We start from the raw sequence: 24,881 nt of genomic DNA, 5'->3' as shown, positions 1-24,881 counted from the left end.
CGCTCAGTCGCGCACCGGCACCGAAAGCCACGACGGGTCGGCGGCGGGCGAGGAGAAGGTGAGCTTGGCGCCGGACGGGTTGTGCTCGATGTAGAGCGGGTCCACGGAGTCCACGACCACCGCCAGCCGGTGGCCCGCCGGGACGTCGTACGCCGTCGAGAACAGCTCCAGGTCCACGCCGAACGGCGTGTTCGCCGCCTTGTCGTGGAACGTGAACGGCGCGTGCGAGACCAGCTTGCCGAGGCCGAGCGGCCCGACGTCGTACAGGTAGGCGATGCCGGTGCCGCTCGTGGCGGTGCTGGTGACGGTGGTGTGCAGCTTCGCCGTGCCGCGCACGTGCTGCGCGGACGCGTACCGCTCGGACTGCCAGACGGCGGCGGCCGAGCGCGGCAGCAGCGGGATCGAGGCCATCGGCGGCAGCTTGAGGAACTGGTCCAGGATGCTGCTGAGGAAGATCGTGCCGCCGTTGGCGCCGGAGTCCCAGCCGGTGCTGATCCGGTGGGTGCCGTTCAGCTCGATCCTGCGGTGCGCCGAGGGTACGTCCTTCCAGCTCTTGTACCCCTCGTAGGCGCCGGTGGAGCGGGACTTCAGCTGTACGGGCGCCTCGCGGTCGACGCCGTTGTCGGCGCCCTTGAGGTAGTGGTCGAACCAGCTCTTGGTGTGGTCCCAGGTGTCGTTCGGCAGGCCGAGCAGGCCCAGGCCCTCGGCGGTGCCGTGGTCGCCGGGCCGGAACTCCAGCCGCTTGGGACCCTTGAGCTTCTCGTAGAAGTCGGCGTACTGGTTGGGCGGGAAGAGCGAGTCGCCCCAGGCGTTGCCCAGCATGATCGCCGCGCCGTTGGCGTTGATCTTGTCGAGGTAGGTGACCGGGGACCGCTTCGCGCCCCACTTGATCATTTCGCCTTCCTTGGCGAGGTTCGAGCCGAGGAAGTTCTTGAGGATGCCCGTCAGTTCCGGGCTGGGGCGGCCGGTGAGCGCTCCCGCGCCGCCCAGCACCGCCGCGGCCTGGAGGTGCTGGGTGCGCCCGCTGTAGATCGAGTCGATCAGGTCGGCCCAGCCGCTCAGCGCCGCGACCGCCTTGACGCGCTTGTCGAAGGCCGAGGTCAGCAGGCTGATCCCGGCGCCGTACGACACCCCGCCCATGCCCACCTTGCCCGGGTCGGCCGGGGTGTGGGCCAGTGCCCAGTCGATGACCTTGGAGGCGTCGGCGATGTCCGGGGGACCGGCCGTCTCGATCTGCCCGCCGGACTGCCAGAAGCCGCGGGAGTTGTAGCCCACCACCACGTACCCGGCGTCGGCCAGCTTCTTGGCCTGCACGACGTACTCGATCTGCGGCATGGCCCAGCTGGTGGGGAGCACGATCAGCGGATAGCGGCGGCCGGGGGCGGCGTCGCCCGGGGTGAAGACGTTGGCCTTGAGGGTGATGCCGCCGTCGCCCTTGATGTCGACGAACTTCACGTCCGGGAACTTCGCCGCGAGTGCCTGCCGCGGGGCGGCGCCGGCCGCGGGCGTGCTCGTGGCGGGGGCGTGCGGTGCGCCGGTGGCGGAGTTCGCCATCGGAGCGCCCGCGAGGACGGTGGTGGCGAGCACGGCCGCCGAGACGGTGCCGACGGCGGTGCGCAGCGTGGTGCGGGAAGGCGACATCTACTGCTCCTAGTGCTTCAACAGTGAAGTGACTGGAGAGTAAGATGTGGCTTTTACCGATGGTAACCCGTCGGTAGGTTACGGATGGGTAACGTCCGGTCGTCGAGGGCCTGGTGGCGCGCCCGGCCGGTGGGCCGGGCGCGCGCCCCGTCACAGGCCCAGGTCCGGCCCGAACACCTCGTAGTGGATGTCCGCCGCGCCCACGCCCGCCGCCAGGAGCTGGCCGCGGGCGGCCTTCATGAAGGGCACCGGGCCGCAGAGATAGGCGACGGTGCCTTCCGGGGCGTCGGTCCGGCTCAGGTCGATGCGGCCCTCGTGCTGGGTGACGGCGCCGCCGCCGTTGCCCGCGGCGCCGTCGTTGCCCGCGTCGCCGGACTCCGGCTGCTCGTACCAGACCTCCGCGGTGGCGTTGTCCAGCTTCTCGGTGAGCTGCCGCAGTTCGGCGCGGAAGGCGTGGGCGGCCGGGGCGCGGTCGGCGTGCACGGAGACGACGCGGCGGGCGGAGCCGTCGGCGGCGAGCCGGGACAGGATGCCGATCATGGGGGTGCAGCCGATGCCGGCCGAGGCGAGGAGCAGCGGGCGCTCGCTCTCCTCCGGCACCACGTCGCCGAACGGGGCGCTGAGGCGCAGCACGTCGCCGCCGTGCACATGGGCGTGCAGGTGGTTGGAGACCTCGCCGGCCGGCGACCCGGACGCGTCGCCGGCCACGCGCTTCACCGAGAACTGCAGGCCGCCGTCCGGCTGTCCGGACAGGCTGTACTGCCGTATCTGCCGGGCACCGTCGGCGAGCCGCACCTGTACGGAGACATACTGGCCGGGCCGGGACGCCGGGACCGGATCCCCGTCCACCGGCTGTACGACGAAGGTCGCCACGTCCTCGGTCTCCTGGAAGCGCCCGGTGACGCGGTACTCCCGCCAGACGTCGCCGTCCGGCGTGCCCGCAGCCTCGTACAGGCGCTTCTCGATGGCGATGAGAGCGTTCGCCATCAGCCAGTACACCTCGTCCCAGGCCGCCACGACCTCTTCGGTGACCGCATCGCCCAGCACCTCGGCGATGGCCGCGAACAGGTGCTCGCGCACGACCGGGTACTGGCCGGGGAGGACGCCGAGCGAGGCGTGCTTGTGCGCGATGCGCTCCAGCATCGCGTCGGGACGCTCGTCCGGGTGCTCCACCAGGTACGTGGCGAAGGTGGCGATGGAGCCGGCGAGCGCCTGGCGCTGGCTGCCGTTGGCCTGGTTGCCGCGGTTGAACAGGTCGCGGAGCAGCGCGGGGTGGGCGGCGAACAGCTTCTCGTAGAAGAGCGGGGTGATCTCACCGATGGCCGCTCCGACCGCGGGGAGGGTAGCACGGACGGTTTCGGCGGACTTGGAGGACAGCATCGGGTGCTCCGGTTCTCGTTCTTGAAAGGTGTTGACGGGTCGGCTCGTCGGTTGGTCGGTGGAGGCGCTGGTTGGTCGGTGGAGACGCTGGGGCGCGAATAACTTGCATCTCAGATTCGTATTTCGCCGCAAGCGTACGAGCCGGGGTGGGGGTGTGCGGTAGGGCCGTTCAGCCCTCCGGCCGCGGAGACAGGCTGAGCAGCAGAGGGCCGGTCGGGGTGCCCACCAGGTCCTCGACGGACAGCGGGTCCAGCGAGGCGAAGAACGCTTCCTGTGCGGTGCGCAGGGCGCCGCGCAGGCGGCAGGCCGCGCGCAGCGGGCAAGGCGGCTCGTCCTCGCACCCCACCACGTCGCCGACGCCCTCCAGCTCGCGCACCAGGTGCCCCAGGGAGCCGGTACGCCCCGCCCGGGTCAGGGACAGTCCGCCGTTGCGTCCCCGCCGGGCCTCCACGACGCCGAGGTGCTGCAGTCTGCTCACCACCTTGGCGGCGTGCGTGTACGGGACCTGGACGGCGCCCGCCACCTCGCGTGTGGTCGGCGCGTCGCCCCGGTCGTCGAGGACCGCCAGCCGCATGGCGATGCGGAGCGCGATGTCGGTGCTCTTCGTCAGTCGCACGGTCTCACCGTACTGAATTGGATTATGCGATGCCAATTTGGGGGTGGTGTGGACGGGGCGGGCGGGATGGGGTGAAACGGGCGGGCCGGAGGGCGGATGGGCCGGGCGCGTGTCGGACACCCGCGGCGAAGACGGACGGCCGCGCGCCTGTTCCGCCGTACCGGGCAGCAGTACGGTCGGGCCGAAGGGCATCCACGGGCCGCTCTCCGGCCGCCGGGATGCGGTGCCGGAGCCGGCCCGTGAGCACCGCGTTTGGAGGCCGCCATGCTCCCGACCCGCACACTCCTCGACAGCATCACCACCAAGGCCCGGCTCGGCACCGACGTGCTGGCCCCGGCCACCGACGCCCTCGCCGACTGCGAGAAGGCCGTCCTCGTCTGCGCGACCGGAATGCTCGCCTCCGACGACGCGGACCGGATGCGCGAAGCGGTCCGCGCCGACCTGGACTGCCACGACGTCGTCGGGGCGACCCTGCGGCTGCTGCTCCGGGAAGGCGGCGCCGAGACCCGGCTGCTCGCCGCGCAGCTCGACGCGTGCGCGGTCGCCTGCGAACGCAGCAACGACCTGTGCCGGGCACACGCGGGCGGCCACGAACACTGCCGCCTGTGCACCCAGGCCACGACCCGTGCGGTCGACGCCTGCCACGGCGTACGGGAGGCGCTGCGACCGTAGGGCGTGCGGTGCGGTCGGTCGCGCGGACGGTCGCGCGGATGGTCGCGTGTGGTCCGTCGCGCGACCGGATACGGCACGGCGGTCCGTCCGGCGTTCGGCTCACCGCCGGTGCCGTCTCCCGTCGCACGGGGTAGGCGTCCGGGCATGGTGAGCGAAGTGGAGTGGGCCGCGTTCTTCCCGGCGGCTCTGTTGCTGGCCGCCACGCCCGGGGCCAACCAACTGCTGGCGTTGCGCAACGGGCTGCGGCACGGCCCGCGCGCGGCCGTCGGCGCCTCGCTGGGACGGTTCAGCGCGTTCGCGCTGATGGTGGCGGCGGTGGCGGCCGGGCTGGGAGCGGTGCTCACCGCCTCCGAGCCGGCGTTCAACATCGTCAAGTGGGGCGGGGTGGCGTACCTGGCATGGCTGGGAGTGCGGACGGTGGCCACGGCGGGCCGCACGGCGTCACGGGAGCGGCCGGACCGTGACCGCGACGACCGCGGCGGGGGAGCGGCAGGAGAGCCCCGGCCGTCCGTGTCCGCGCGGCGGCTGGCGTGGCAGGAGTTCGTCGTCGCGGCGGCCAACCCGAAGGCGCTCATCCTCTTCACCGTGTTCCTGCCGCAGTTCCTCGCCCGCGACGCGTCGCACATCGCCGTCCCGCTCCTCGCCCTGGGAGCGGCCTACATCGCCGTGGAATTCTGCTGCGCCTGCGGTTACGCCGCACTGGGCGGCCGGCTGAAGACCCTGGGAATCACCCGGCGCGTACGGCGCCGCCTCGACGCGACGACCGGGGTGGCGATGCTGGGACTGGCGGGGTGGCTGGCCACGGAGCAGCGGTGAGGCCGCGCGCCGGTGCTGCGGGTGGCCGGGTTCCTTCCGGAGCGCGGGAGGCGTACGCGGCCGGACCGCCCCCGGAACGCTACTTCCCGTGCCGGGCGCGCCAGTCGCTCACGACGCGCTCCACGTCGTACGGCTCCAGGTTGAGCGGCGGCCCGGGAGGCGGCTGGCGGACCGCCTGCTCGATCTTCGTGTTGATCTCGCCGACGATGCGCCGCACCGCCCGCTCCGAAGGGGCCTGCGCCGCGGCTTCGAGCGCGTCCTCGGCCTCCTTGCGCAGGGCGAGCGTCGGCGGCAGGAAGGAGAGGTTCTCCCGGCTCATCTTCTCCTTGACCCACCACATGTCGTCGTACGGCTTGTTGAGGTCGGGCAGCGGCTTGCCGAAGCCGGGCAGGTCGGCGAACTCGCCGCGCTCCGTGGCCTCGCGGATCTGCCGGTCGGTCCAGGTCTCGAAGCCGACGCCGGGGGGCTTGCGCTCGGTCATCACGGAACTCCCTGGGAGGTGGGGTTCGGCCGGTCACCCTCGGCCCCGGCACACCGGGGCCGTTTGTACAGGAGTACCACACCGGGATTCCCCGGGCGCAGCCGCGCGGCGGAGGTCCGGACCGCGCTGTGTGACGGGCGCGAGCACGGGTAGCGGACGGTCGCGTGGAACAGACCCGCGCGGGGGCCCGAACCGGAGGAAGGGCGGAACCTATGGCGGCAGTCGGCGAGTGGTGGCGGACGGTGGAGACGGAGCGGGGGCGCGTGCGCGGTGTGCCCGCCCCGGCGGAGAACGCGACGGGCGTGGGACGGCGGCTGGAGGGTGCCCACGGCGCCCACGGCGCCGGAGCGGGAAGCCCGGCGGGCTCGCCGCCGGTGGCCGCCGTCCCGCCGGTGGTCGCCTTCCGCGGAATTCCGTACGCGGCCTCGCCGACCGGCGCTCTGCGCTTCTCGCCGCCGCGCCCGCACGAGGGCTGGACCGGTGTCCGGGACGCGGCGCGCCCCGGGCCCGCCGCGCCACAGGGCCCGTCCCGCCTGGAGGGCGTCATGGGGGCCCGTACCCCCGACTGGGACGAGGACGGCTGCCTGACCCTCAACGTCTGGAGCCCGGCCGACGCGGCGGACGGCACCGGCCGGCCCGTGCTGCTCTGGCTCCACGGGGGCGGTTTCACCAGCGGTTCCGGCGGCTGGGACTGGTACGACGGCGCCCGGCTCGCCGCCCTCGGCAACCTCGTCGTGGTCACGGCCAACTACCGCCTCGGTCCGCTCGGCCACCTCTTCCTCCCCGACGCCGGCGTGCACAACCTCGGCCTCCAGGACCAGGCCGCGGCGCTGCGCTGGGTGCACGGGAACATCGCGGCCTTCGGCGGCGACCCCGCCCGTATCACCGTCGGCGGCCAGTCGGCGGGCGCGTACTCGGCCCTGTGCCTCGCGGTCGCTCCGCAGACCCGCACCCTGGTACGCCGGGTCGTCGCGCAGAGCGGGCCGTGGGGCCTGCCGCCCCAGGACCCGGCCGCGGCGGCGCAGAACACGGCCGACTTCCTGCGCCTTGCCGGAGTGCCGGACAAGGCGGCCGTGTCCGGCAACGAGGCGGCGGCGCTGCGGGAGTTGCGCGCCCTGCCGGTGGAGCGGCTGCTCTCCGCCTACGCCCGGCTGGCGGCGGACCGCGCGCGGCCGGGCCGCGTCGCGCCGCCCCTGTACCCCGTGCTCGGCGGCGCCACCCTGCCGGTCTCTCCTCAACAGGCCGTATCACAAGGGGATCTGGGCAGCACCGGGCTGCTGATCGGCACGGTACGCGACGAGATGACCGCGTTCCTGGCCTTCGACGAACAGGCCCGGCGGTTCACCCGGGACGACGTCCTCAAGGTCATGCGCGAGGAGTCCGGCGGCGACTTCCGGAGCGGCGGCCGTGACGCAGCGGCGGACGCGTACGACGACCTGGCACGCCTGCGACCGGACGCCCCACCCGTCGGCCTCCTGAGCGAGGCGGCCACCGGCTGGATGTTCCGTGACGGGACGATCCGCATCGCGGAGCAGCGCGCCGTGCAGGGGACCCCCGCGTACGTCTACCGCTTCGACCGGGCTCCGGAGGGCGACGACGGCACCCTGGGCGCCACCCACTGCGCGGAACTGCCGTTCCTCTTCAACACGTTCGACGCCTACCCCGAAAGCCCGATGCTCGGCCGGACAACCACAGAAGACCACCTCCTGGCACAAACGCTCGGCAGCGCCCTGACCACCTTCGCCACCACCGGCACACCCAACGGCCCCGGCCTCGCCAACTGGCGGCCCTACCTGGGCGGGCCGGCATCTGAGGTGATGTATTTCGGGTGAGCGGTGCGGCGAAAGCCTCCCTTTCTTCACCTTTATTCACCGCGTCGACGGTGAGGATCATGATTGGTGGACTCTGCGTGACAGCCCGCTCCATTTCCGGCGGTGGTCGGCTCCGCCCTACGCGTCGCGCGTGATTTGCTCCTGATTTCCCCTCAGGGCCGAGGACGCACTCCGTCGTCGCACCCCGGACAGTCCTCGATGTCGAAGGCCTGGACCGTCCGGCAGTGTCTGCAACTCCAGTGCGTTGGGAGGGGCGTGGCCTGATACGCGTCCTTCGGGCGGACCGACAGGTCGGCATCCCGGCGCAGCGCCTCCATGATCGAACCGTTGGGATCGAGACACGGTACGGCAGAGATCAGCATTCTCGCCGCCAATCGGTGGTCCGCCGATTCCGAGGAAGCGGCCCGTGCCAGGAGCGAAGGGCGCCGATCGCCAGAGGTCATGACGGCGATGGCGTAGAAGAGGCTCGCCCGGTGGCGAGGCCAAGGGGTCATGTCCCTGTCGAACAACTCCTCGCCGTCCCACGGAACGCGACCTCCTTCCAGGTTGATCAGCAGGTTCGCCGCCGACCATGCCATCCACGAGGAGTCCGCTTCCAAGCACGCCAGCATTGCCGTCTGCTGGGCGTCGGTGAGGATCTGTCCGACATCGGGTAGCGGCGACGGCTTGACCGGGGGCGGTGTGCCCGCGACGAGCCATCCGTCCAGCGGGGAATCGGGCGCGGTGACCTGCTGGAGGTGGCGCGCCTGGGCGGCCACGGCCGCCTTGTCGATGCCGTACGCGTCCGCTGTCGCGTCGAGCCACGCCCGGCGCTCCGCCGTGCTGTCGTGGGCGAAGGCGCGGTCGATCTCGTTCGCCGGGGAATCGGAGTATCCGGTCGCCGCGAGAAGGTCGCCGAGGGCGGTGAGCGACCAGAAGTCCCCGCCCGGAGGCTCCGGGCACGGGCCATGCAGCGACACGAGGTCGGAGAGGAAAGCAGCCCTGTCGTCCCAGGCGCCGGACGCCCAGTCTCGCAACTTGGCGGTGATGTTCCCCCAACGCCGACTTGTGTCGAATCCCCCGCGTGCGAGTACGGCGTAGATCCTTTCGGCGACGTGCCCAGACGTGTGCATCGCGAGGGCGAACACGTACTCACCCGCGTCGTCGGGAAGCTCCCCCAGGTGCTCGGCCGCGCCTAGGGCGACCTGCTCGAGCCCCGGTGTGAGGCGGCCACCACCGACCATCTTCCAGCTACCTCGTCCTTGCTGCACCATGCCGGAGTCCTGCGGCAGGGGAAGCGCCAGCAGCTGGCGGAGCGCGTCGATCTCCGCTCTGCTCAGGGGGGACGCGTCCGTGCGTGCGTCCGTCAGCGCGCACAGAGTCCGGGCGATCGACTCGGCGGTGTCATCGAGCTCGGACAGTTCCACAAGGTCCGTTCGCCGACGCCGCGACGTCGAGGGCAGGGCCAGCAGACACGCGGCCTCCACGAAGGGCCAGGGCCCCGCACCGCGCGCCTTGTCCCACAGTGCGGGGAGGAACCCCGGGGGTTTGCCAGGGCCGCGCGGGAGTACCGGCTCGCCCGCGAGCGCGCCGAGAGCGCCGTTTGCGAGCTGGTCCAGGGCCCGTCCCAGTTCGCCGTCGGAAAGTGTCACGACACCGCGCGCCGCGAGGTCAGCCACCATGAGGGTGGCCTCCCGCTGTGTCTCGCCGACGTCCAGCAGAGCCTCGGCCGTACGGGAATCGAGTCCGGCGGCGAGTGCGATAGCCCCGTCGGAGTCCGTGTGGACGAGGGCGTGGCGCAGCCAGTCCCGCAGTTCCTCGGCCCCGCACGACCGTGCCCACATGGCTGTTGCGATCTCGGCGAAGACCTTGCTGCGGGAGGTGAGTTCGCCCGCACCGTTCACCACGAACACGGCGACGTGCTCGTCCCAGAACCGGAGAACGTGCTCCGCCAACTCGCCGGCTGCGGCGGGCGGCATGGCCCATCGCAGCGGGTCCCTCAGCATGCTGTTCAGTGACTCGAGGGCGCGTCCCGCTGGAGGGGTCGCCTCGCCGGCGAGGAGCCGTCCGAGCGTGACGAACCCGTCGAGAAGCATGCCCGTCGTCAGGGCGGGTGCCCAGGGTCGGGCCGGGTCGAGTGTCCCCCGTAGCCGCTCCCACCGGTGCACGGACTGTTCCACCGCGCGGTGCAACAACGCCGCACGCCCTCTGGGGAGGGCGGCGTCCGGCGCGTTCGCGCAGACGAGGGCGAGCAGAGCGGCGAGCAGCGGCACCGCGAGCAGATGCGAGTGCGCCTTCTTCGCATCCTTGATCCAGGCGCGTCGCGTTGCCAGGAAGGCCGCTCGGTCCGGCCCGGGAACCCGTGCTTCGGCACAGGCGACGAGGATGCTGTCGACCGTTGCGTTGAGATCCTGTGGGGCCGCGAGTTCGACCCGGGGCAGGCCGAGCCGGGCCGCGGCCCCTTGTGCGTTCGTCCGTGTCGTGACCACGAACCCGCAGGAGGGGTGCAGAGACGCGAGAACCTCTTTGAGTTGCTGCGCGACCCATGGCACGCGCGCCCCGCATTCGTCTAGCCCGTCGCAGAGGAGGAGCACGCGCCCTTGGCCGATCTCCTCATGGAGGTACGCGGCGAGCGGTCCCCGGTCCGCGTCCGGCACGGTGTCCGCCACGGCGTCATCGACCAGGCTGTCGAGGGTCAGCCGTCCCGGCTGTCTCTTCAGTAGACGCGGCAGCGACACGGGGACCGGGGCGGGGGCATCGGCGTGGCTGGCGCAGTGGGCCGCGATCTCGCGTACTGCCACCGACTTGCCTGAGCCCGGTTGCCCCACGATGAGCATGCGGCGCCAGCGCCTCAGGTATTGGAGGAGGAAGGAGGAGGAATGTTTACCCTCCACTTCGATCCGGAGGCCGCCGACGAGGTCGTCGACGACGAGGGGCGGAAGGTCATCGGCGAGCAGGCTGAGGTCGATCCGTCCGGCCTCCGCGGTGAGCCGGGTGCGGTACGCGTCGACGGCGTTCCGACGGGAGGCCAGACGCATCGCCACCGGACCCCCTTGGTCCGGGAGCACGGTCACCCCAGAGGCGGTCAGGGCGGCGACCCAGTCCTCGGCGGAACTCCCGAGCGCCTCGCCCGCTTGCCGGTGGAAGACGTCGGCCAGGGTGCTCACGGCACGGTGTCCCTGCGTATCCGCGACGACGAGATCCATCAGGGCGGCCAGAAGGTCCCGGTGGAGTGCCGGTCCGGTTGAGGCGGGTAGATGGAGGACACGTGCCCGGTCGAGGACGAGCCCACGGACCCGCGACGGAAGCCGGTCGGTGAGGAGGGCGAGGGCCCTGGTCTCGTCACCAGTCTCCATGCCCAGGCCCGCACGGTGGCGTCGCAGAGCCCGGTCGAGGTTCTTTACCGGCCCGACGAGTTCCTCGCCGGCGATGACCAGAAGATCGTCCGGACCGAGCGTCGGAACCTGTTCCACCCACCCCGCCAGCGTCTCTTCGAGCGGACGCCCTCGGTCGATCTTCCGCTTCGCGGACACGTAGGCGAGGCGCCCATCGGAAAAGGTGACACGGATGTCGTCCGTCGGGTCGCTGGTCTCGAAGTCCAGCCGGACGGGCCACGCCCCTGCGGGTACGTCCAGTCCCGACACCGGGCGGCCACGGAGCCCGTGCACTGCCAAGTGCGCGGCCAGTTCGCACCGGAAGACACTGCCGACTTCCCCAGCCTGCCCTGCCCTGCTCACAACGACCGCACTCCGCCCGCCCGACCCACACAGCTTGCTCCGGACCTCCGGCGGAGCACCGCCCATGGTAAGACGTCACATCGAGAAGCGGGGGCGAGACAAGGACGGGTTCGCCTTCGTGCGCCTGAGCCCTCGTGGTCTCCGCCCGGTGAAGGTCCGGGCGCGATCACGTCGCCCATCCGGGCAGGAATGCCGTCCGGCCCTCGGTGCGGAGGAACGAGGCTGATGACGCGAGTCTGGATAGAGGGCCGAGTTGGGCACTCGGCGTAAGGCCGTCCGCAGCCGGATGGTGTCGACGCGGAGGTCATCGAGTTGTACGGATTTCACGTGCGAGACCCATAGAGCCTGATCGTGTCGAGCAGGAAGCGACACTACGAAGGGTGGTTGAAGTGATGCCGTCGCCGTGCGTTTAGACGCGACATTGCTGAACTGGGCATGTGTCTGATGCCTCGGTGTGCGCGTGCGAGAGGCCAGCACTGGGATCGGTGCTGCGGGTGCACAAGCGCCTAGGCAGGTTCCGATGGTGTACGAAGCAGGTCAAGTTGTGGGTGAGGTCTTGTGATTCGCACGGTTGCCGACCTTCTTTCAGGAATTCTCCGAGATGAGTTACCTAAACTCGATAATGCTCCCGTAAAACATGCTCCGACCATTGGAGACATGTATGAGGGACTGTCTTCCGAGATATTGAATCGCGCCCTTCCGGTTGGCTTGGGGCTGCGGGTGGTATCCGGATTTGCTCGCGATGGTCGAGGATGTCTATCCGGTCAACTTGACTGTATGGTGGTGCGGGGAGAGGGGGAGAACCTGCCGTACACCGACTCGTACGTATGGCATGTCAAAGATGTCATTGCCGTCGTCGAAGTCAAGAAAAATCTCCACTCGGCCGAGCTTCGTGATGCGTTCGCTCAGCTCAAGACCGTCAGTGCAATCGAGCACTCTTATTATCAAAGTGGAGACGAGGAACTGGACGACCCCGATCGCAGCATGGCTCCGTCGGCTCGAACGTTTGCCGAGATGACGGGAAGGGCTGTTTCGGAATTGGAAGGTATCGCCGACCTCCCGTACGAGGAGGAGGCTGTATTTCGCGCACTTCTCCTAGAGCAAATGTCTGCGATTCGAGTCATTCTTGGAATGCACGGATTCAAAAGTGAGCGGGCGTTCCGATCGTCAATGGTCGATTACCTTGAGCAGAACGTCGGGAAGAATGGGTTCGGCCCGACAAGTTTTCCTCAGTTGATCATATCGGGTAATTATTCCCTCGTGAAGGCCAATGGGCGACCATACATGACACCTCTGGTCGATGGATGGTGGCCGTTTTATTTCCCGACACCGGAAAATCCACTGAAGCTGCTACTGGAGTTCATTTGGACGCGGCTGGACGAAATGTATGGCTTCGGTCGGAAATTGTGGGGGGAGGATCTTGAGATGGAAGTGGGGAGGGCCGGCTTCTCGGTCAGGTTCGCGAGGTCTTGCGTCGCCAAGCGAAAGGACGGCCGCTTTCAGTGCGCGGTCTACGTCCTCCAGACGGACGGGACACGGGCCCGCAAGTTAGCCTATGGCAAGACCTGGGCCGGGTGCGACACCAAGCGCCGAACTCTGCTCGACGAGATGGACCAGGGCGTGCCCATTCCCACGCGGTCGGCCAAGCTCTCCGAGTGGCTGCCGTACTGGCTGGACAACGTCATCAAGCCTCGGCGGAAGCTCAGTACGTACGACAACTACGAGGCGCACGTCCGGCTCTATCTGGTGTCCCTGCTCGGCGCGAAGCGGCTCGAACCGCTCTGTGTCTCCGACGTTTGGCGTTCTATTACGACGACGATCCGAAGAGCCGCCGTCGCCGCGCCGTCCCGCTGCCCGGCCTGTGCATTGCGCCTCTGTGTTGGCACCGGCTGAAGCAGGCGGCCGTCCGGGGCAAGGCGGGGGAGAGGTGGCAGGAGTCGGACTACGTATTCACGACTCGGACCGGGCGTCTGGTCGAGCCGCGGAACCTCTACCGGTCCTTCACTCGCGTCGCTGAAAGCGCCGGCCTCCGAGTCATCCGGCCGCACGATGCCAGGCATGGCACGGCCACCCTCCTCACGGCGGCCGGAGTCGCGCCCCGTGTGGTGATGGAGATCCTTGGCCACTCTCGGATCAGCATCACCATGGACGTCTACACGCACGTCGTGCAGGACACCCAGCGCGAGGCGATGAGCCACATGGACCGGCTGCTCAGGAGGCGCCCCGGTCGTCAGTGACCATGGGAGTTGATGTCAGAAGTGGATGTCAAAGGCCCCGGAGCTTGATCGCTCCGGGGCCTTCGCGTTGGTGCCCCCGGCAGGATTCGAACCTGCGACACCCGCTTTAGGAGTGGGGTCGAATGCATGATCGAGGGTGTTCGTATCTGCCGGGTGGTGCTGTTCTTGCAGGTCAGCACCACCCGGCCTGATGCTGAGTCCGACGTCCGGCACCTCGTGTTCCGCCGTCCGCTCACGCATCGCTCACGCATCGCTCACGCATCGCTCACGCATGACAGACGGCTGACCAGGCATGTGACGCGCGGTGGTCTATGAGTGGGCGTCACAGGTTTGGCAGCGGCGGGTGGCCACTCGGTCGGTGTTGCCGTGTGTGGCCCGCAACGGCTCGGACTCCGATATACGAGACCAGGTATCGGGATCGGGGCCGGCTAGCCAGCCGAACTTCGGGGAGGAGATCTCGCTGTCGGAAAGGTGGAAGCAGCCGGGAAGATGGGCGTTCCCAGCAGGCGACACAATGATGGCGCTGGGCGGCTGCCCAGGTCGGAGGGTCCGTGGTGATATACGCTCATGCGCGATGCGAGGGACAGAGCCGTCGGGCGGGCAGGCGCATCCCGCCCCGATAATGAGGTCACAGCGTTCGCAGCGTTGGGCAGCCAAGGGTTGTCGTCCTTCCCGAGCCGGATGTGCAGCTCGTCATCTACGTCCTGCGACATGAGGACCGTTGACGTCCGACCACCATCGCATCCGCTCTTAATCCCGGTCTGGTGAATTGACGTACGCGTCCAGGGGCTGAGCCTGCGGTTCTCCGCTGGGTTTCCGGTAAGAAGTGGGGTGCAACCAGTCACGGGCTGCGGGACGCGGTTCAACCCCGCGCTCTGAGCTTGGGAAGCACCGCCGCTCTGGCCGCCAATATGACCTCTGATCTGCGGACAACCCCCTCCGCCGGACCTGTCGAGAGGTTCCGCTCGCACCTGTGATGACCGCTGTTCACCGCTCCGAAGGGCACGGATGGGGCACGGACGGATCAGCGTAATCGGGCGGGGCCCCCTCGCCGAGGAATCGGGCAGCCACGGCCGGGTGGATGAACTCTTCTGGGCCGATTCCGATCGAGTCTTTGCTCGACTTGCGCCAGTTGCAGCCCTGATGGGCCAGCTGCACATTGGCGGAGGTATCGGGTCCGCCAGCAGCGATCGGTACGACGTGGTCGATGGCGGCGGACAGAGGGTCCGGCCACTGTGCTGCCTGGTCCACTGGGTAGAAGCAGAGTCGGCATCGCCAACGGTCGCGTTCGAACACGTCGAGTCGCTCGTATCGCTCGCGGCCATTGCCCCGGATCCGGGCCCGGCGCCGGTTTGCCGCGTCTGCCTGCTGGCGGCGGCGTAGTTCCGGACACGCTGCCCAGCGTTGGCGGCGAGCTTCGTTCTTCCAGGCCGGGAGGCAGGCGTCACAGCGGACTGCCAACAGTTGTTTGGCTGTGATGTCTGCTTCGCAGTCCTTGCAGCGACGGGTTTCCACATGCTTCGGATAGGGCTTCCCGTGCTGCTTGAAGTACTCCATGCATGCCTGGCTGCACCACTTTCGCCGTGCCCCGGCGACCGGCTGTCCGAACGAACGGCCGCAGCCGGCGGCGCAGTAGGTAGTCGTATTGGCAGCGGAGTCCCTTGCGCAGCTGCGGCATCCGATGAGGCGCTGTCCACGCGTGATGTCGGAGATCTTGACGGTTGTGCCAGTACGGCAATCGAGGCATTCGGCAGCTACTGCGAGCGTGGCTCGAGCGTAGGGTCCCGCAAGCACTAGACGGAGACTCGCCAGAGCTTGGACCGCCTCGGACTTGGGCATAGCCCGGTCCCGGCCGGCTCGGAGCCGTCGGAAGCAATGGATGCAGGAACTACCTCGGACTGCGTTGCTCAGCAGCACTGCCGACAGCTCACCGCAACTCAGGCAGGCGACCTTCACAGGCTGGTTACTACCCTGGAAGGGCTCCAGCGGACGGTAGCCGTTGTTGGCGAACACCTCTGCGGCGCACCGTGCGCACCAGCCAGGTCGCCCAGACGCTGTGTATCTGGTACTGCACTGGGTGCATTTGGCTCCTGCAGCATCCCCGTATAGCTTCTGCAGGCGTCGGTGCCGTGGGCAAAGCCCCAAGGCCGCGGCTGCCTTCGTGCACTCCTCGACAGCACATTGGGGCGTCTGTCGGGGGACGGTTTGGTGTAGAGGGTCCCCATACTTGTGCCAGCGCGCATAGTGACTGCGGCAGTACCCGCGCGCGACGACTGGGCCGCCGCATCCCTCAAGGGCGCACTCCGTGAAGTCTCCTGATGAGAGCAACGCCTGCCGCTTGAGCTCAGCGCGTTCTCCGCCTGCCCGCTGGGCGCACTGTTTGGAGCAGAACTTCTGCCATGGCATGGACTGCGGAGTGAATTCCTGTTGGCAGAATGTACACGTCTTGGTGAGGTTGGCGAGTTTGCGGCGCGTTTGGGCTCTGCGGTTCTCGTTGCCTAGCTCGCGGCGTCGTTCAGCGGCGCACTCGTCGGAGCAGGTTTGACAGGCGCGATGCCGAGTGGAGGGGACCGGGTTGGTACACACCACGCAGATGAAGTGCTTCTGCGGTGGGCGCCGGGTACCCCTCTTATTTGCGGCGCTTTGTCGGTCGCGGCACTCAACTCCGCAGTATTTAGCCTGAGATGCCCGGTCTGCACCAATAGTGCCGCCACACCGAGCACAGGTGGTTGCCATCCTCCGGCTCTCCATCTGGCTGTAGATTTGTACATCCTCTGGGGCCGCAGACTAGGGGGAGGTACTGACATTGCCGATGGAACCGCGATCTTCTGCCCTCCCCTTGTTCCGCCACGTTGATGCCAGGTATGGGAACAGAGGGGGGTGTGTCAGGCTATCGGCCGAGCCTTCCAGCGCCGGGCCAAGGGAGCCATGCCATGCCTCTTCAGCCTCATCATCGAACAATGCTGCTCGGCAACCGCGGTTGCGCGCCGGGTCGCAGTGAACCCAGCTGTTTTCGTTAGGGCGCTGTTCGAGGCTAGACAACAACTAAGCCCCAGGCCGCTGGCCTGGGGCTTTCGCGTGGAGCGGGCGACGGGATCGAACCCGCGCTCTGAGCTTGGGAATCAGGGGGCTTTCCGGCACTCAATGCCAGTCTGACCTGCGAAGACGCCGCATTGGGGGTGCGGTTCCTGGCGAACCCTCTGGGCCCCTGTTGGCCGTCGTTTACCGTTCTATCTGGCACGGGAGTGGCACGGCGGGCGGACTTGCTGCTGAGGGGGCATGCGCTGCACCTGAGGGCTTTGCTCAGAGGCGTGCGCGAGGGCGGTTCGAAGTCGGCATTGCTGTGGCAAAGTAGCCCGTACCGGACACATCGTCTAGCACAAACACGCGGTCAACGGGCGTGAATGAGGGAACCCTGATGGCTTCTCACCCTCGCCGCTAACGTCGGTTGAGCAGTCACATCAGCGGACTCCAACACCTCACCTTCGCCATATTGGCGTTGGGCGGCAACGCCGGCAGCCGAAGCCGGTACGTCTCGGAGGTGCGGTCGAGCGTGCTGATGCCGTCTCGGACACATTGGGTCTTGCCCGGGCGAGCCGAGGGGGAGAACGGGAAGCAGCGTGACCGATCTCCTTGGACGACCACGGCGTCCAGGTGCGTGCCTGGATGGACACCGGGACGAAGATCGGAGAACACCTGATGGAGCCCCCATCCGGCGCGGGCGAGACCGTGCTGCCCCGCCCCGTCGAAGCGTTGCCCCTGCCTGCCCTGGCGGCCGCAACGCGGAAGCTCGCCGATAAAATTATCGAATACTTCGCCATGGGTGAGTCCGCCGCACTGGCCCTCGCGCAGGCTGTCGTCGCCCCATCTGCCGCTCGCCGGGCCGTAGAGTCACCGGAGCGGCTCCGGGTGCCCGGAGGCGTGATCCTGGCCATCAGGGCTGACGTTTGGGCGCGCTACCTCATCCCGGACCCGCGAAATCCGCGAATCGGTCCGTCGCGCCGACACCCGGCCTCGAACCTGATCGGCACCGGCGAGAGTACGCGCTTCCGTCCGTTGGTCGAACCGATCGCGGCGTCAGGGAGTCGCCCAGAGCTCGTGCAGAAGCTCGCGAACCAGGAACACCTCGCGTGGGCGGCACAGCTGTCCAAGGAGTACGTGCTCGATCACAATGACTGGCGTGAGTCCCTCCGACATCAGGGAGTGATGACGGAGGTGTGGCTAGCCGCGACGACCTTTCAGCATGAGGACAGCACACCCGGGGTAACGGTGCCGGTCACGGTCGAGGGGTCGAGCCGCGTGACGTGCGCCCACGACCTGCTCGACCTCAGGTCCGCCGACGTTCCCTACCTCCGGGATACGGCGAAGCTGCGTTCCCACATCCGCAAGCTCAACGAGGCGATCACGACCGCGGGCGACCCGGCACAGGTTGACCCCAAGGTGGCGGTCACCGTGCGTTGCGAACGACTCCCTGCGCTGCTGCTCGTCGGCTTCGAGCCGCATGACGGCAGCACCGCTGACTTCGGCGTCGCCGTGAAGTCTTTGGTCGCGCTCCGGCACGTCGACTCCCCCAAGCCGTGGGGTGAAGCTGCAGAGAACGAGGCTCTCGCGGACGCCGTGGTGGACGAGATCGAGCGGCGAAGACTGATTACTCCTGCCAAGGCCGACTGGCTACGCGGTGCTCTCACGCCCGATCAGGCGAAGGCCGCCGGATTTAACGACGACCCGTCCGTCCGGGCGGCGGCGATTGTCCGGCTCTTCGCCGAGCGCGATCAGCCGATCCATGTAGCTGTGCGGGTGGCCATCACCGGTCAGAGCACCCGCAAGAACATCACCACCAAGCTGCTGCTCGACGTAGCTTCCTCTCTGGTAATGCGCTCGGTTTCGGAAGAGGATTCTCGCAAGCGAGAACGGATGCGGAAGTACCTGCAGTCGGCGTTCCCGGGTGAGCTGGCCAAGGACTGGGAGGCGACGTTTCGTGGGACGGAGGAGCTGGCCCAAGCCGCGCTGGAGGAGGTGAAAAAAGGGGAGCCAGGCGCGGCGACCCGGGAACTCGCGGCCCGCAGCGCCTATCCCCTGGTGATCAACGGCCAGCTCACGGGTGACCGTGGCACGAAGAACAACGATCAACCCGATCGTCGGCACCCAGGCGAGGTCATCGACCGCATGCGCGGTACCCAGCACGGTGTGCATCAGCTGAAGCAGACACTCCTCGACTCTGCAGCGGGTCGCAGGAGCCGCAAGGTGGACGAGACGGGACAGGTCACTCAGAACGACGACGGCCGCGACATCCTCGTCACTGACGCGGACCTCCGTCGCACCTTCCCAGCTGCTGGCGAAGGTCCATCACTCACACCGGCTCCCCGGAACGCAGCTGAGATTCTCGGGAATGCACTGCATGACTTGGCCGCTTTGATCCAGACAGTCGAGGGTGCGGTCAAGGTTGTGGAAGCGGTCAGGGCCGACGACGGGACCCGTGCTATTGATTCGCTCGGCGCCGACCGAGCTGACTGCGAGGCTTGGCGAAACGTCCTGCAGGACGTCTTATTCAAGCTGCCCGTCTGGCAACAGAGGAGTGTCCAGCGACACGGGATCATCGCCCAGGACCCATACGACCTCGACGCGGACGGTGACGACGAGGAAGGCGAGGAAGCAGGCGACGACTTTGACGGTCAGCCGACTGACGAAGACACCGCGCCTCAGCACGAGGTCGTGTGAAATAGCTCGTGCCCCCAAGGTTTGCCGGTTAGGCATCGGAACCCGGCAGCGTGCCGGGAAATGCGAGGTGGGTAAATGGTGAGGTCTACCCACCTGATCAGAATGAGGGCGGCAACGCCGGCTTTCCGGGCTTGTGCTCGGAAAGCCGGCCTGCTCTCTACTCGTCCAGCCTTAGCGGAGGCGCATGTGAAATGACGCGTCGCCCAGCTCCCCATATGCGTCTGCCGAGAGGTCTCCTCTCTTCCCGTTCCGCGCGGGCTCGGTCGTTTCCGGAGGCCGACGTCTCGCCGTGGGTAATTCCCTGCGCACTCAAGGGTCGGTGCGCAGGTGCATGTCGAGTGTTCCGATCACTTCGGCTTTGCGGGCCATGAGGTAGACGTGGTTGTGGGTGCGCTGGACTTCGTGGAGCAGGGTGAAGCCCTGGGTTTCGTAGTAGTGGACGAGGCTGGGGTGCATGCAGCCGCGGCGGACCCAGGACCGGCCGGTGCGGGCGGCGTGGTCGACGGCCCATAGGGCGATGAGGGTGCCGGGCCGGTGGGGACGGTCGGCGGGGTCGGTGATGGTGGAGTAGAGGTAGTCGGCGGGCTCGGCGAGTTCCTGCTCGGTCCAGCCCCACGGGGGTGTTTGCTGCTGGACGGTGGTGCAGCCGACGATCCGCCCGGTGTCCTGCTCGGTAAGGACCCACATGGAGCCGTCCGTGTTTTCAGCCTGTCCCGCCAGGTCTTCCGCGCTGTGGCGCCAGGTGGGCAGGCCGCGTTCCTCCAGCCAGGCGGAGCGGGCCAGGATGACGGCTTCGATGGCGGGGGCGTCCGCAGCGGTGGCGGGGCGGATGACGTACACGGTGCCCTCCTCGTCTCGGAGCCAGGATTACTGGAAGGCTTGGGCGGCGAGGTGGAGGTCGATGACTTCGAGGAGTTGGGCGTCGCCGTCCTCCCGGTAGGGGCCGGCGCCGAGGCGGTGTACGGCCTGTCGTAGTCCGTCGGGGTTGACCAGGCCCTGGTCGAAGAGGGGTGAGCCCTCGTGCAGCATGCGGGCGAACAGGGGGCGGGCGTGGGTGGTGAGGGTGTGCTGGACGACTTCGGCGAAGGACTCGCGGACGCGTGACTGGGTGACGTCGGGGCCGAGGCCGAGCGCGGCCAGGCGACGGCGTTGGAGCTGTTTGAGCTCGCGCCAGTGGAAAGGCAGCCACTCACCGAGCTGGATGAGGCCGGGGTCGGTGAAGGGGTGCACGGGCCAGATACCAGCGCGGAGCAAGACCGGCGCGGTGGTCTCCAGGGAAAGCAGGGTCATGGAGTTGACGGCGGCGGGTGGGGCGATGGCGTCGTCGGCGAATTCCAGGGCCTCGCGGGCGCGCTGGCCGATCCAGGGGAGGGCGTCGCTGATTTCGCCGATGGGCGGGTGTGGGTGTTCGTTCTGGGAGAGGGCGACCATCTCGTCTCCGCCGAGGCCGGTGACGACCGTGCGGGCGCCGTGCTGGGACAGGAGCGCGGTGAGCTGGGTGAAGGGGTGGTGCAGCGGCTCCTCGTAGGGGCTGATGCGTTCGCCGCGGACTCGTGCGCAGTCCGGGTGTAGGGGCGGGCAGTCCACGGCGTCGATGACGAAGTCGTCCTCGGCGAAGGGCACGGCGGCGCGGATCTGCTTCCGGCGCCGGAGCTGGGAGGCTCGTCCGGGGCCCGCGATGAGGAGGGTGGCGGTGGCGAAGCGGTGGGGGTGCCGTTCGGCGGCACGAGTCGCCACGGTGCCGGAGTCGAAGCCGCCGGTGAGGTGGAAGACGGTCGTTGCCGGCTCCAGGGGGCGCAGGTAGAGGGCGTCGTCCATCGCGGTGGTGAAGGCGTCCAGGACGTCGGCGTCCTCGGCCAGTTCGCGCGGGACGCTGTGGAGGGCGGGTTCGGGGTGGTGGAGGTGCAGGTGGCCGCCGTAGAGGGCGGTGGCGCGTTCGGTGAGGCGGTGGATGCCGCGGAAGAGGGTCTCGGTGCTGTAGCGGGGGCGGTAGATCAGCAGGCGGGCGGTCTCGCGGGGGCTGAGGCCGGTGATGTGGCCAGCGAGGTTGGCCATGTCCCATGAGCCGTACAGGGTGCTCGTGTCGTGAGCCAGGTACAGGGGCGCGATCCCTCCGGGCCCGGCGGTGACGCGGACCGGCTGGCCGGGGGCGGTCTCGATCAGGACGTAGTCCGCGGGCCACTGCTCAACCAGGGCGCGGGCACGGTCGAGCTCCTGCGGCGTGGCCGCGTGCACGTCGGGGGTGGCCGGCTCGCGGCCGGTGACACGTTCGCGGATGACGATCAGCGTGCGCTGGCCGTCGGTGACGGCGGTGTGTTCCAGCATCGGGTGGGCGTACGGGGTGATGTCGCTGGTGCCGTCCGCGGTGACGTAGCCGTGGCCGTTCCACTTCCAGGCGGTGTCGGCATAGGGGGTGAGGCGCAGCTTGAGCACGGGATTCCTCCGGAACCGTAAGGATGCCGAGGGCACGGCCGTCTGACCGCGCCCTCGGCGAGGAGAACGGTCAGACGGCCGTGGTGTCGTAGGTCTTGGCGCCGTCGGAGGACCCGGCGACTTTCTTGTACTCGTGGCACTCCGCCGGGGTCTGCACCCGGCGGGTCGCCTTGGTGGTGAACAGTTTCTCGAAGCTGGTGGTGCGTTTGGGCGGCGGGCTGAAGTCGTCCATGGTGGTGCCCCTTTCGAGTGTGGACGAACAAGAACAGGGCCCTGCCGCCGCCCCGGTTTTCCCCATGTCCGGGACGGCGGCAGGGGGCTCAGGGGATGGGCGCCTGATCGGCGATGGCTTCGAAGTGGTGGAGCAGCGCGTTCGCGCAGCGGGCGAGCTGACGGGCGTACCGGCTGGCGGAGTCGAGGTTGTGGCCGGGCCCGGCGCGCAGCTTGCGTTGGGCCTCGGCGATCGCCAGGAGGGCTACCTTGCGCAGGTCGCTGTCGCTCGGCAGGTTCCGGACGCTGTCCGCGACCGCGTTGACCAGCTCGGACACCTGGGCGCGGAGGACGATGGTGTCCTCGTCCAGGCGACGTGGGAGCGGGTGCTGGTCGGTGAGGACGCGGTCGACGACGGCACGGATCGCATCGGCCATCAAGGCTTCTGCGTCCGGTGGCCTCGTGTGGGGCATGTCGGTCACGTCCTTGTCATCTGGGGCGGTGGGGCGGCTGAGGGGAGCGGAGCGAATCCCTCGGGGATGCGGAAGCGGGGCTCGCCGAGTACGCGGAGGAGCGTTCGGTCTCCGGAGAAACGTGTGCGGGAGTGAAGCCACCGGTGATTGTCGAGCAGGTAGCCCTGCCCGGCCTGGAGGTGGATGCGCTGCTGGCTGTCGGCGATGGCTTCGCGCAGGCAGGAAAGGTGCGGCTGGATGATGGGACTCCACCGGGCGAGGCCGTCCTGGCGCAGCCGTATGGAGATCCGTCCATCAGAGTGGGAGGTGATGACCTGCGTGGCGTGGCCGGCACCGGCCCCGAAGTACGCGGTCCGGGGCTGGGCGAACGCAGCGGCTGCACCTTGGCGGTCGGCGGCGAGCCGGGCGTGGACATCGCGTCCGTCGGCGAGGAGGACGTCCCCGCCCGAGAGGGCCGGCTGCTGGCACACCAGGAGCAACAGACGTGGCGGCTTGGGGGTGCCGGATCGCTCGGTGTGCGCTCGGAGTTCGCCGTTGCCGAGTCCGGCGAGGCCCGCTCGACGGGCGTGGCTGCCCGTGTCACGGATCAGCGTCAGGCCGTCCGGTTCGCCGTGCGGGTGCGGGGCGATGTACATCACCTGTGAGGCGAACGCCAGGACGTCATGCCGGCTCTGCAGACCGTCGACGGTGACGAGACCGGTCTCCCGAAGTTGGGCTGCGATCACGTCGCTTGCGTGCGGTGCGCGGACGTTGACGTAGTGATCCGTGAAGGGGGCCACGGTGTCTGTTGCGGCATCGCACATGGCCGTACTCCTTCGATCGAGGTCGGTGTGCTCAGGGTGGGGAGGCGGGCGTGGCGGGGTAAAGCGACGGATTGCCGACTCGGGCAAATCACCCGGCGCGGCTGAAGGTTGGGGTGGGCGTGCTACGTTCCGAAAGCCCGGGTCGCATACCGCAGGACGAGGATCGTCATGACGTACACGCCGCCGCTCTGGCCCGTCTCCGTGAAGGGCGTCGCCCTTGATGCGCGGGACCGCGTGCTGCTGCTGAGGAACGAGCGCGACGAGTGGGAGCTGCCCGGCGGCCGTCTGGAGACCGGCAACCCGGATGGTGCCGTACCGACGGACGCCAGTCCCGAGGCCGCGCTGGTACGAGAGATCCAGGAGGAGACCGGCTGGGAGGTCAAGGCCGGCCCGCTCATCGACGGCGGCGTGTGGATCTACCAGCCCATTCCCGGACGGCGCGTGCTGATCGTGACGTATGGCTGCACCGTGCTGAGCCCCGACCGTCCGCCGGTCGTCAGCCACGAGCACAAGCAGCTTGGCATGTTCGCCGCCGAGGAAGTGCCCGGGTTGAACATGCCTGATGGCTACAAGCAGGCCATCGCCGCCTGGTACGGACGGAAGAACCCCAGCCTGGACAACTACGAGCGGAGGTAGCTGACAGTGGCCGGGAGCGAGATCGCACAGCGAGTGGAAACGAGCAGGGTCCCAGTGCACCGGCCTTCGGCCAGGCACGCTCAGTGGCACTGGGCGACCCCACAGGCCCAGCTCCTTCTAGCCACCGGCGACCTGCCCAGCATCCTGCGCTTCTACCGGCGGGTGCATGGCATGAACCAGACCGAGCTCGGCGCGCTTCTCGGCTACGACAAGACGTACATCTCCGCCCTCGAACTGGGGAAGCGCACCCTCGACGACCTCGGCTCCCGTCGCCGGGTCTGCGACTTCCTGGCGCTGCCGCCGCATGTCCTCGGGGTCACCGATCCCGCCGACACGGATCACCGGGCGATGCTGCAGTTCGGGGAGTCCACCGTCCGGCTCGCTGAGATCGCCCGGCAGTCCGGACACGCCTCCGAAGCCGTCGCCGAGCTGTGGCCGCTCGTCGCCCGGATTGAAGCCCGCATCGAGGACGGCCACACCGAGCGCGACGTGCTGCACCTGCTGGCCCGAGCCCGGATGGGTCTCGGCGTGGCCCTGGGAAATGTGCTCCCCGAGGAGCGACTGGCCACAGCGGCCCACTGGACCGCGAAGAGCCTGGAGGTTGCCGAGTACTTCGAGGACCTGGGCATGACCTCCCATGTCCTGCGCATGCACGGCAACGAACTGCGCAAGGCCAACCTGCGCGGCGCGGCTGTCCAGCGGCTGTGTCGCGCCGCGGCCACGGCGCCGGACGACAACGCCCGGGCCGCGGCCCTGTCGCTCCTTGCCCGCGCGGCCGGCACGCTGGGCAACGGCGAACTCTTCGACCGGGTGATGCGGGAGACCGACGATCTGCTGTCCCGTCTCGACCACACCAGCTTGTTCAATCCCTTCTCGCTCCATGAGATCCGCCTGCGCGGCCTGGTCTCCACTGGACGGATTGGCGTGGCCATGCGACTGGTGGAGCACAGCCCAGCGCTCACGACAGCCGTCGCCCCGCAGTGGCGCGTCATTGAACTGATCACCGTGGCGCACGTCCAACTGCTCGCCGACGACCGCAACGGCGCCGCCCAGTCGCTCGACGTCGCGATCCGGGAGGCGGTGTTGCAGCGCCTTCCCCACCAGCTCCAACGAATCATGCGCACCGCTGGGACCCGGTTACCGGCCCTGCGCATAGACGCCTCCCATGCCCTGGATCGGATACGCGGCGAGATGGCTGCATAGCCTGTTGTCTGTTG

17 protein-coding genes and 2 pseudogenes are annotated in these 24,881 nt (G+C 68.8%); 8 read left to right on the top strand and 11 right to left on the bottom strand.

The window, feature by feature from the left end:
• Window positions 1-3 precede the first annotated feature (3 nt).
• The 3 genes from A6A06_RS25620 to A6A06_RS25610 form a co-directional block, all read right to left on the bottom strand.
• Window positions 4-1,641, bottom strand: coding sequence for an alpha/beta fold hydrolase (locus A6A06_RS25620; protein ID WP_073763710.1), 1,638 nt, complete (start codon window positions 1,639-1,641; stop codon window positions 4-6).
• Window positions 1,642-1,791: 150 nt separating this feature from the next.
• Window positions 1,792-3,021, bottom strand: a complete 1,230-nt coding sequence (locus A6A06_RS25615) for a globin domain-containing protein (protein ID WP_073763708.1) — start codon at window positions 3,019-3,021, stop codon at window positions 1,792-1,794.
• A gap of 169 nt (window positions 3,022-3,190) precedes the next feature.
• Entirely contained in the window at window positions 3,191-3,637 is a 447-nt protein-coding gene (locus A6A06_RS25610) for an RrF2 family transcriptional regulator (protein WP_073763706.1), read from the bottom strand.
• Window positions 3,638-3,901: 264 nt separating this feature from the next.
• On the opposite strand from A6A06_RS25610, the gene A6A06_RS25605 reads away from it, so the two are divergent.
• Both A6A06_RS25605 and A6A06_RS25600 read left to right on the top strand, forming a co-directional pair.
• Window positions 3,902-4,309, top strand: a complete 408-nt coding sequence (locus tag A6A06_RS25605) for a hypothetical protein (protein ID WP_073764605.1) — start codon at window positions 3,902-3,904, stop codon at window positions 4,307-4,309.
• A 144-nt stretch (window positions 4,310-4,453) separates the two neighbouring features.
• Window positions 4,454-5,125, top strand: a complete 672-nt coding sequence (locus A6A06_RS25600) for a LysE family translocator (protein ID WP_073763704.1) — start codon at window positions 4,454-4,456, stop codon at window positions 5,123-5,125.
• Between the two features lie 79 nt (window positions 5,126-5,204).
• Here the strand turns inward: A6A06_RS25600 and A6A06_RS25595 are convergent, their stop codons facing one another.
• Window positions 5,205-5,606: a J-domain-containing protein gene (locus tag A6A06_RS25595; RefSeq protein WP_073763703.1), complete on the bottom strand. Its 402-nt coding sequence runs from the start codon at window positions 5,604-5,606 to the stop codon at window positions 5,205-5,207.
• 212 nt (window positions 5,607-5,818) lie between these two features.
• Between A6A06_RS25595 and A6A06_RS25590 the strand changes: the two genes are divergently transcribed.
• A complete protein-coding gene (locus tag A6A06_RS25590) occupies window positions 5,819-7,438 on the top strand; it encodes a carboxylesterase/lipase family protein (RefSeq protein WP_073763701.1) in 1,620 nt (539 codons plus the stop codon).
• A 152-nt stretch (window positions 7,439-7,590) separates the two neighbouring features.
• On the opposite strand, the gene A6A06_RS25585 is transcribed toward A6A06_RS25590, so the two are convergent.
• Window positions 7,591-11,154: an NACHT domain-containing protein gene (locus A6A06_RS25585; RefSeq protein WP_242440935.1), complete on the bottom strand. Its 3,564-nt coding sequence runs from the start codon at window positions 11,152-11,154 to the stop codon at window positions 7,591-7,593.
• 558 nt (window positions 11,155-11,712) lie between these two features.
• Between A6A06_RS25585 and A6A06_RS43775 the strand changes: the two are divergent.
• Window positions 11,713-12,066 (top strand): annotated as a pseudogene (locus tag A6A06_RS43775) (DUF6602 domain-containing protein); the annotation flags it as partial.
• 513 nt (window positions 12,067-12,579) lie between these two features.
• A pseudogene (locus A6A06_RS25580) lies at window positions 12,580-13,391 on the top strand (tyrosine-type recombinase/integrase).
• A gap of 987 nt (window positions 13,392-14,378) precedes the next feature.
• Here A6A06_RS25580 and A6A06_RS42050 read toward each other — a convergent pair.
• Complete coding sequence (locus tag A6A06_RS42050) at window positions 14,379-14,948, bottom strand: HNH endonuclease (RefSeq protein WP_199931140.1); 570 nt, start codon at window positions 14,946-14,948, stop codon at window positions 14,379-14,381.
• 2,109 nt (window positions 14,949-17,057) lie between these two features.
• On the opposite strand from A6A06_RS42050, the gene A6A06_RS25565 reads away from it, so the two are divergent.
• Complete coding sequence (locus A6A06_RS25565; protein ID WP_199931139.1) at window positions 17,058-19,109, top strand: hypothetical protein; 2,052 nt, start codon at window positions 17,058-17,060, stop codon at window positions 19,107-19,109.
• Window positions 19,110-19,418: 309 nt separating this feature from the next.
• Here the strand turns inward: A6A06_RS25565 and A6A06_RS25560 are convergent, their stop codons facing one another.
• From A6A06_RS25560 to A6A06_RS25545, 5 genes are all read right to left on the bottom strand, one after another.
• Window positions 19,419-19,949, bottom strand: a complete 531-nt coding sequence (locus A6A06_RS25560) for a GNAT family N-acetyltransferase (RefSeq protein WP_073763693.1) — start codon at window positions 19,947-19,949, stop codon at window positions 19,419-19,421.
• Window positions 19,950-19,976: 27 nt separating this feature from the next.
• Window positions 19,977-21,542 (bottom strand): asparagine synthase-related protein, encoded by a 1,566-nt coding sequence (locus A6A06_RS25555; RefSeq protein WP_073763691.1) that lies wholly within the window; start codon window positions 21,540-21,542, stop codon window positions 19,977-19,979.
• Window positions 21,543-21,612: 70 nt separating this feature from the next.
• Window positions 21,613-21,774 (bottom strand): hypothetical protein, encoded by a 162-nt coding sequence (locus tag A6A06_RS42045; RefSeq protein WP_199931138.1) that lies wholly within the window; start codon window positions 21,772-21,774, stop codon window positions 21,613-21,615.
• An 88-nt stretch (window positions 21,775-21,862) separates the two neighbouring features.
• Window positions 21,863-22,189: a DUF6415 family natural product biosynthesis protein gene (locus A6A06_RS25550; RefSeq protein ID WP_073763689.1), complete on the bottom strand. Its 327-nt coding sequence runs from the start codon at window positions 22,187-22,189 to the stop codon at window positions 21,863-21,865.
• Window positions 22,190-22,230: 41 nt separating this feature from the next.
• Window positions 22,231-23,028, bottom strand: a complete 798-nt coding sequence (locus A6A06_RS25545; RefSeq protein ID WP_073763687.1) for a TauD/TfdA family dioxygenase — start codon at window positions 23,026-23,028, stop codon at window positions 22,231-22,233.
• Window positions 23,029-23,196: 168 nt separating this feature from the next.
• Here A6A06_RS25545 and A6A06_RS25540 point away from each other — a divergent pair, with 168 nt between their 5' ends.
• Window positions 23,197-23,664 carry an NUDIX hydrolase gene (locus A6A06_RS25540; RefSeq protein ID WP_073763685.1) on the top strand — a complete coding sequence of 156 codons (468 nt, stop codon included), beginning with the start codon at window positions 23,197-23,199 and terminating at the stop codon, window positions 23,662-23,664.
• 171 nt (window positions 23,665-23,835) lie between these two features.
• Complete coding sequence (locus tag A6A06_RS42040) at window positions 23,836-24,867, top strand: XRE family transcriptional regulator (RefSeq protein WP_199931137.1); 1,032 nt, start codon at window positions 23,836-23,838, stop codon at window positions 24,865-24,867.
• The last annotated feature ends 14 nt before the right edge of the window (window positions 24,868-24,881 follow it).

The organism is Streptomyces sp. CB02923 (assembly GCF_001905005.1).
Classification (GTDB): Bacteria; Actinomycetota; Actinomycetes; order Streptomycetales; family Streptomycetaceae; genus Streptomyces.
The sequence above is the reverse complement of the archived record's forward strand: the minus strand, read 5'-3'. Positions and strand labels throughout refer to the sequence as shown.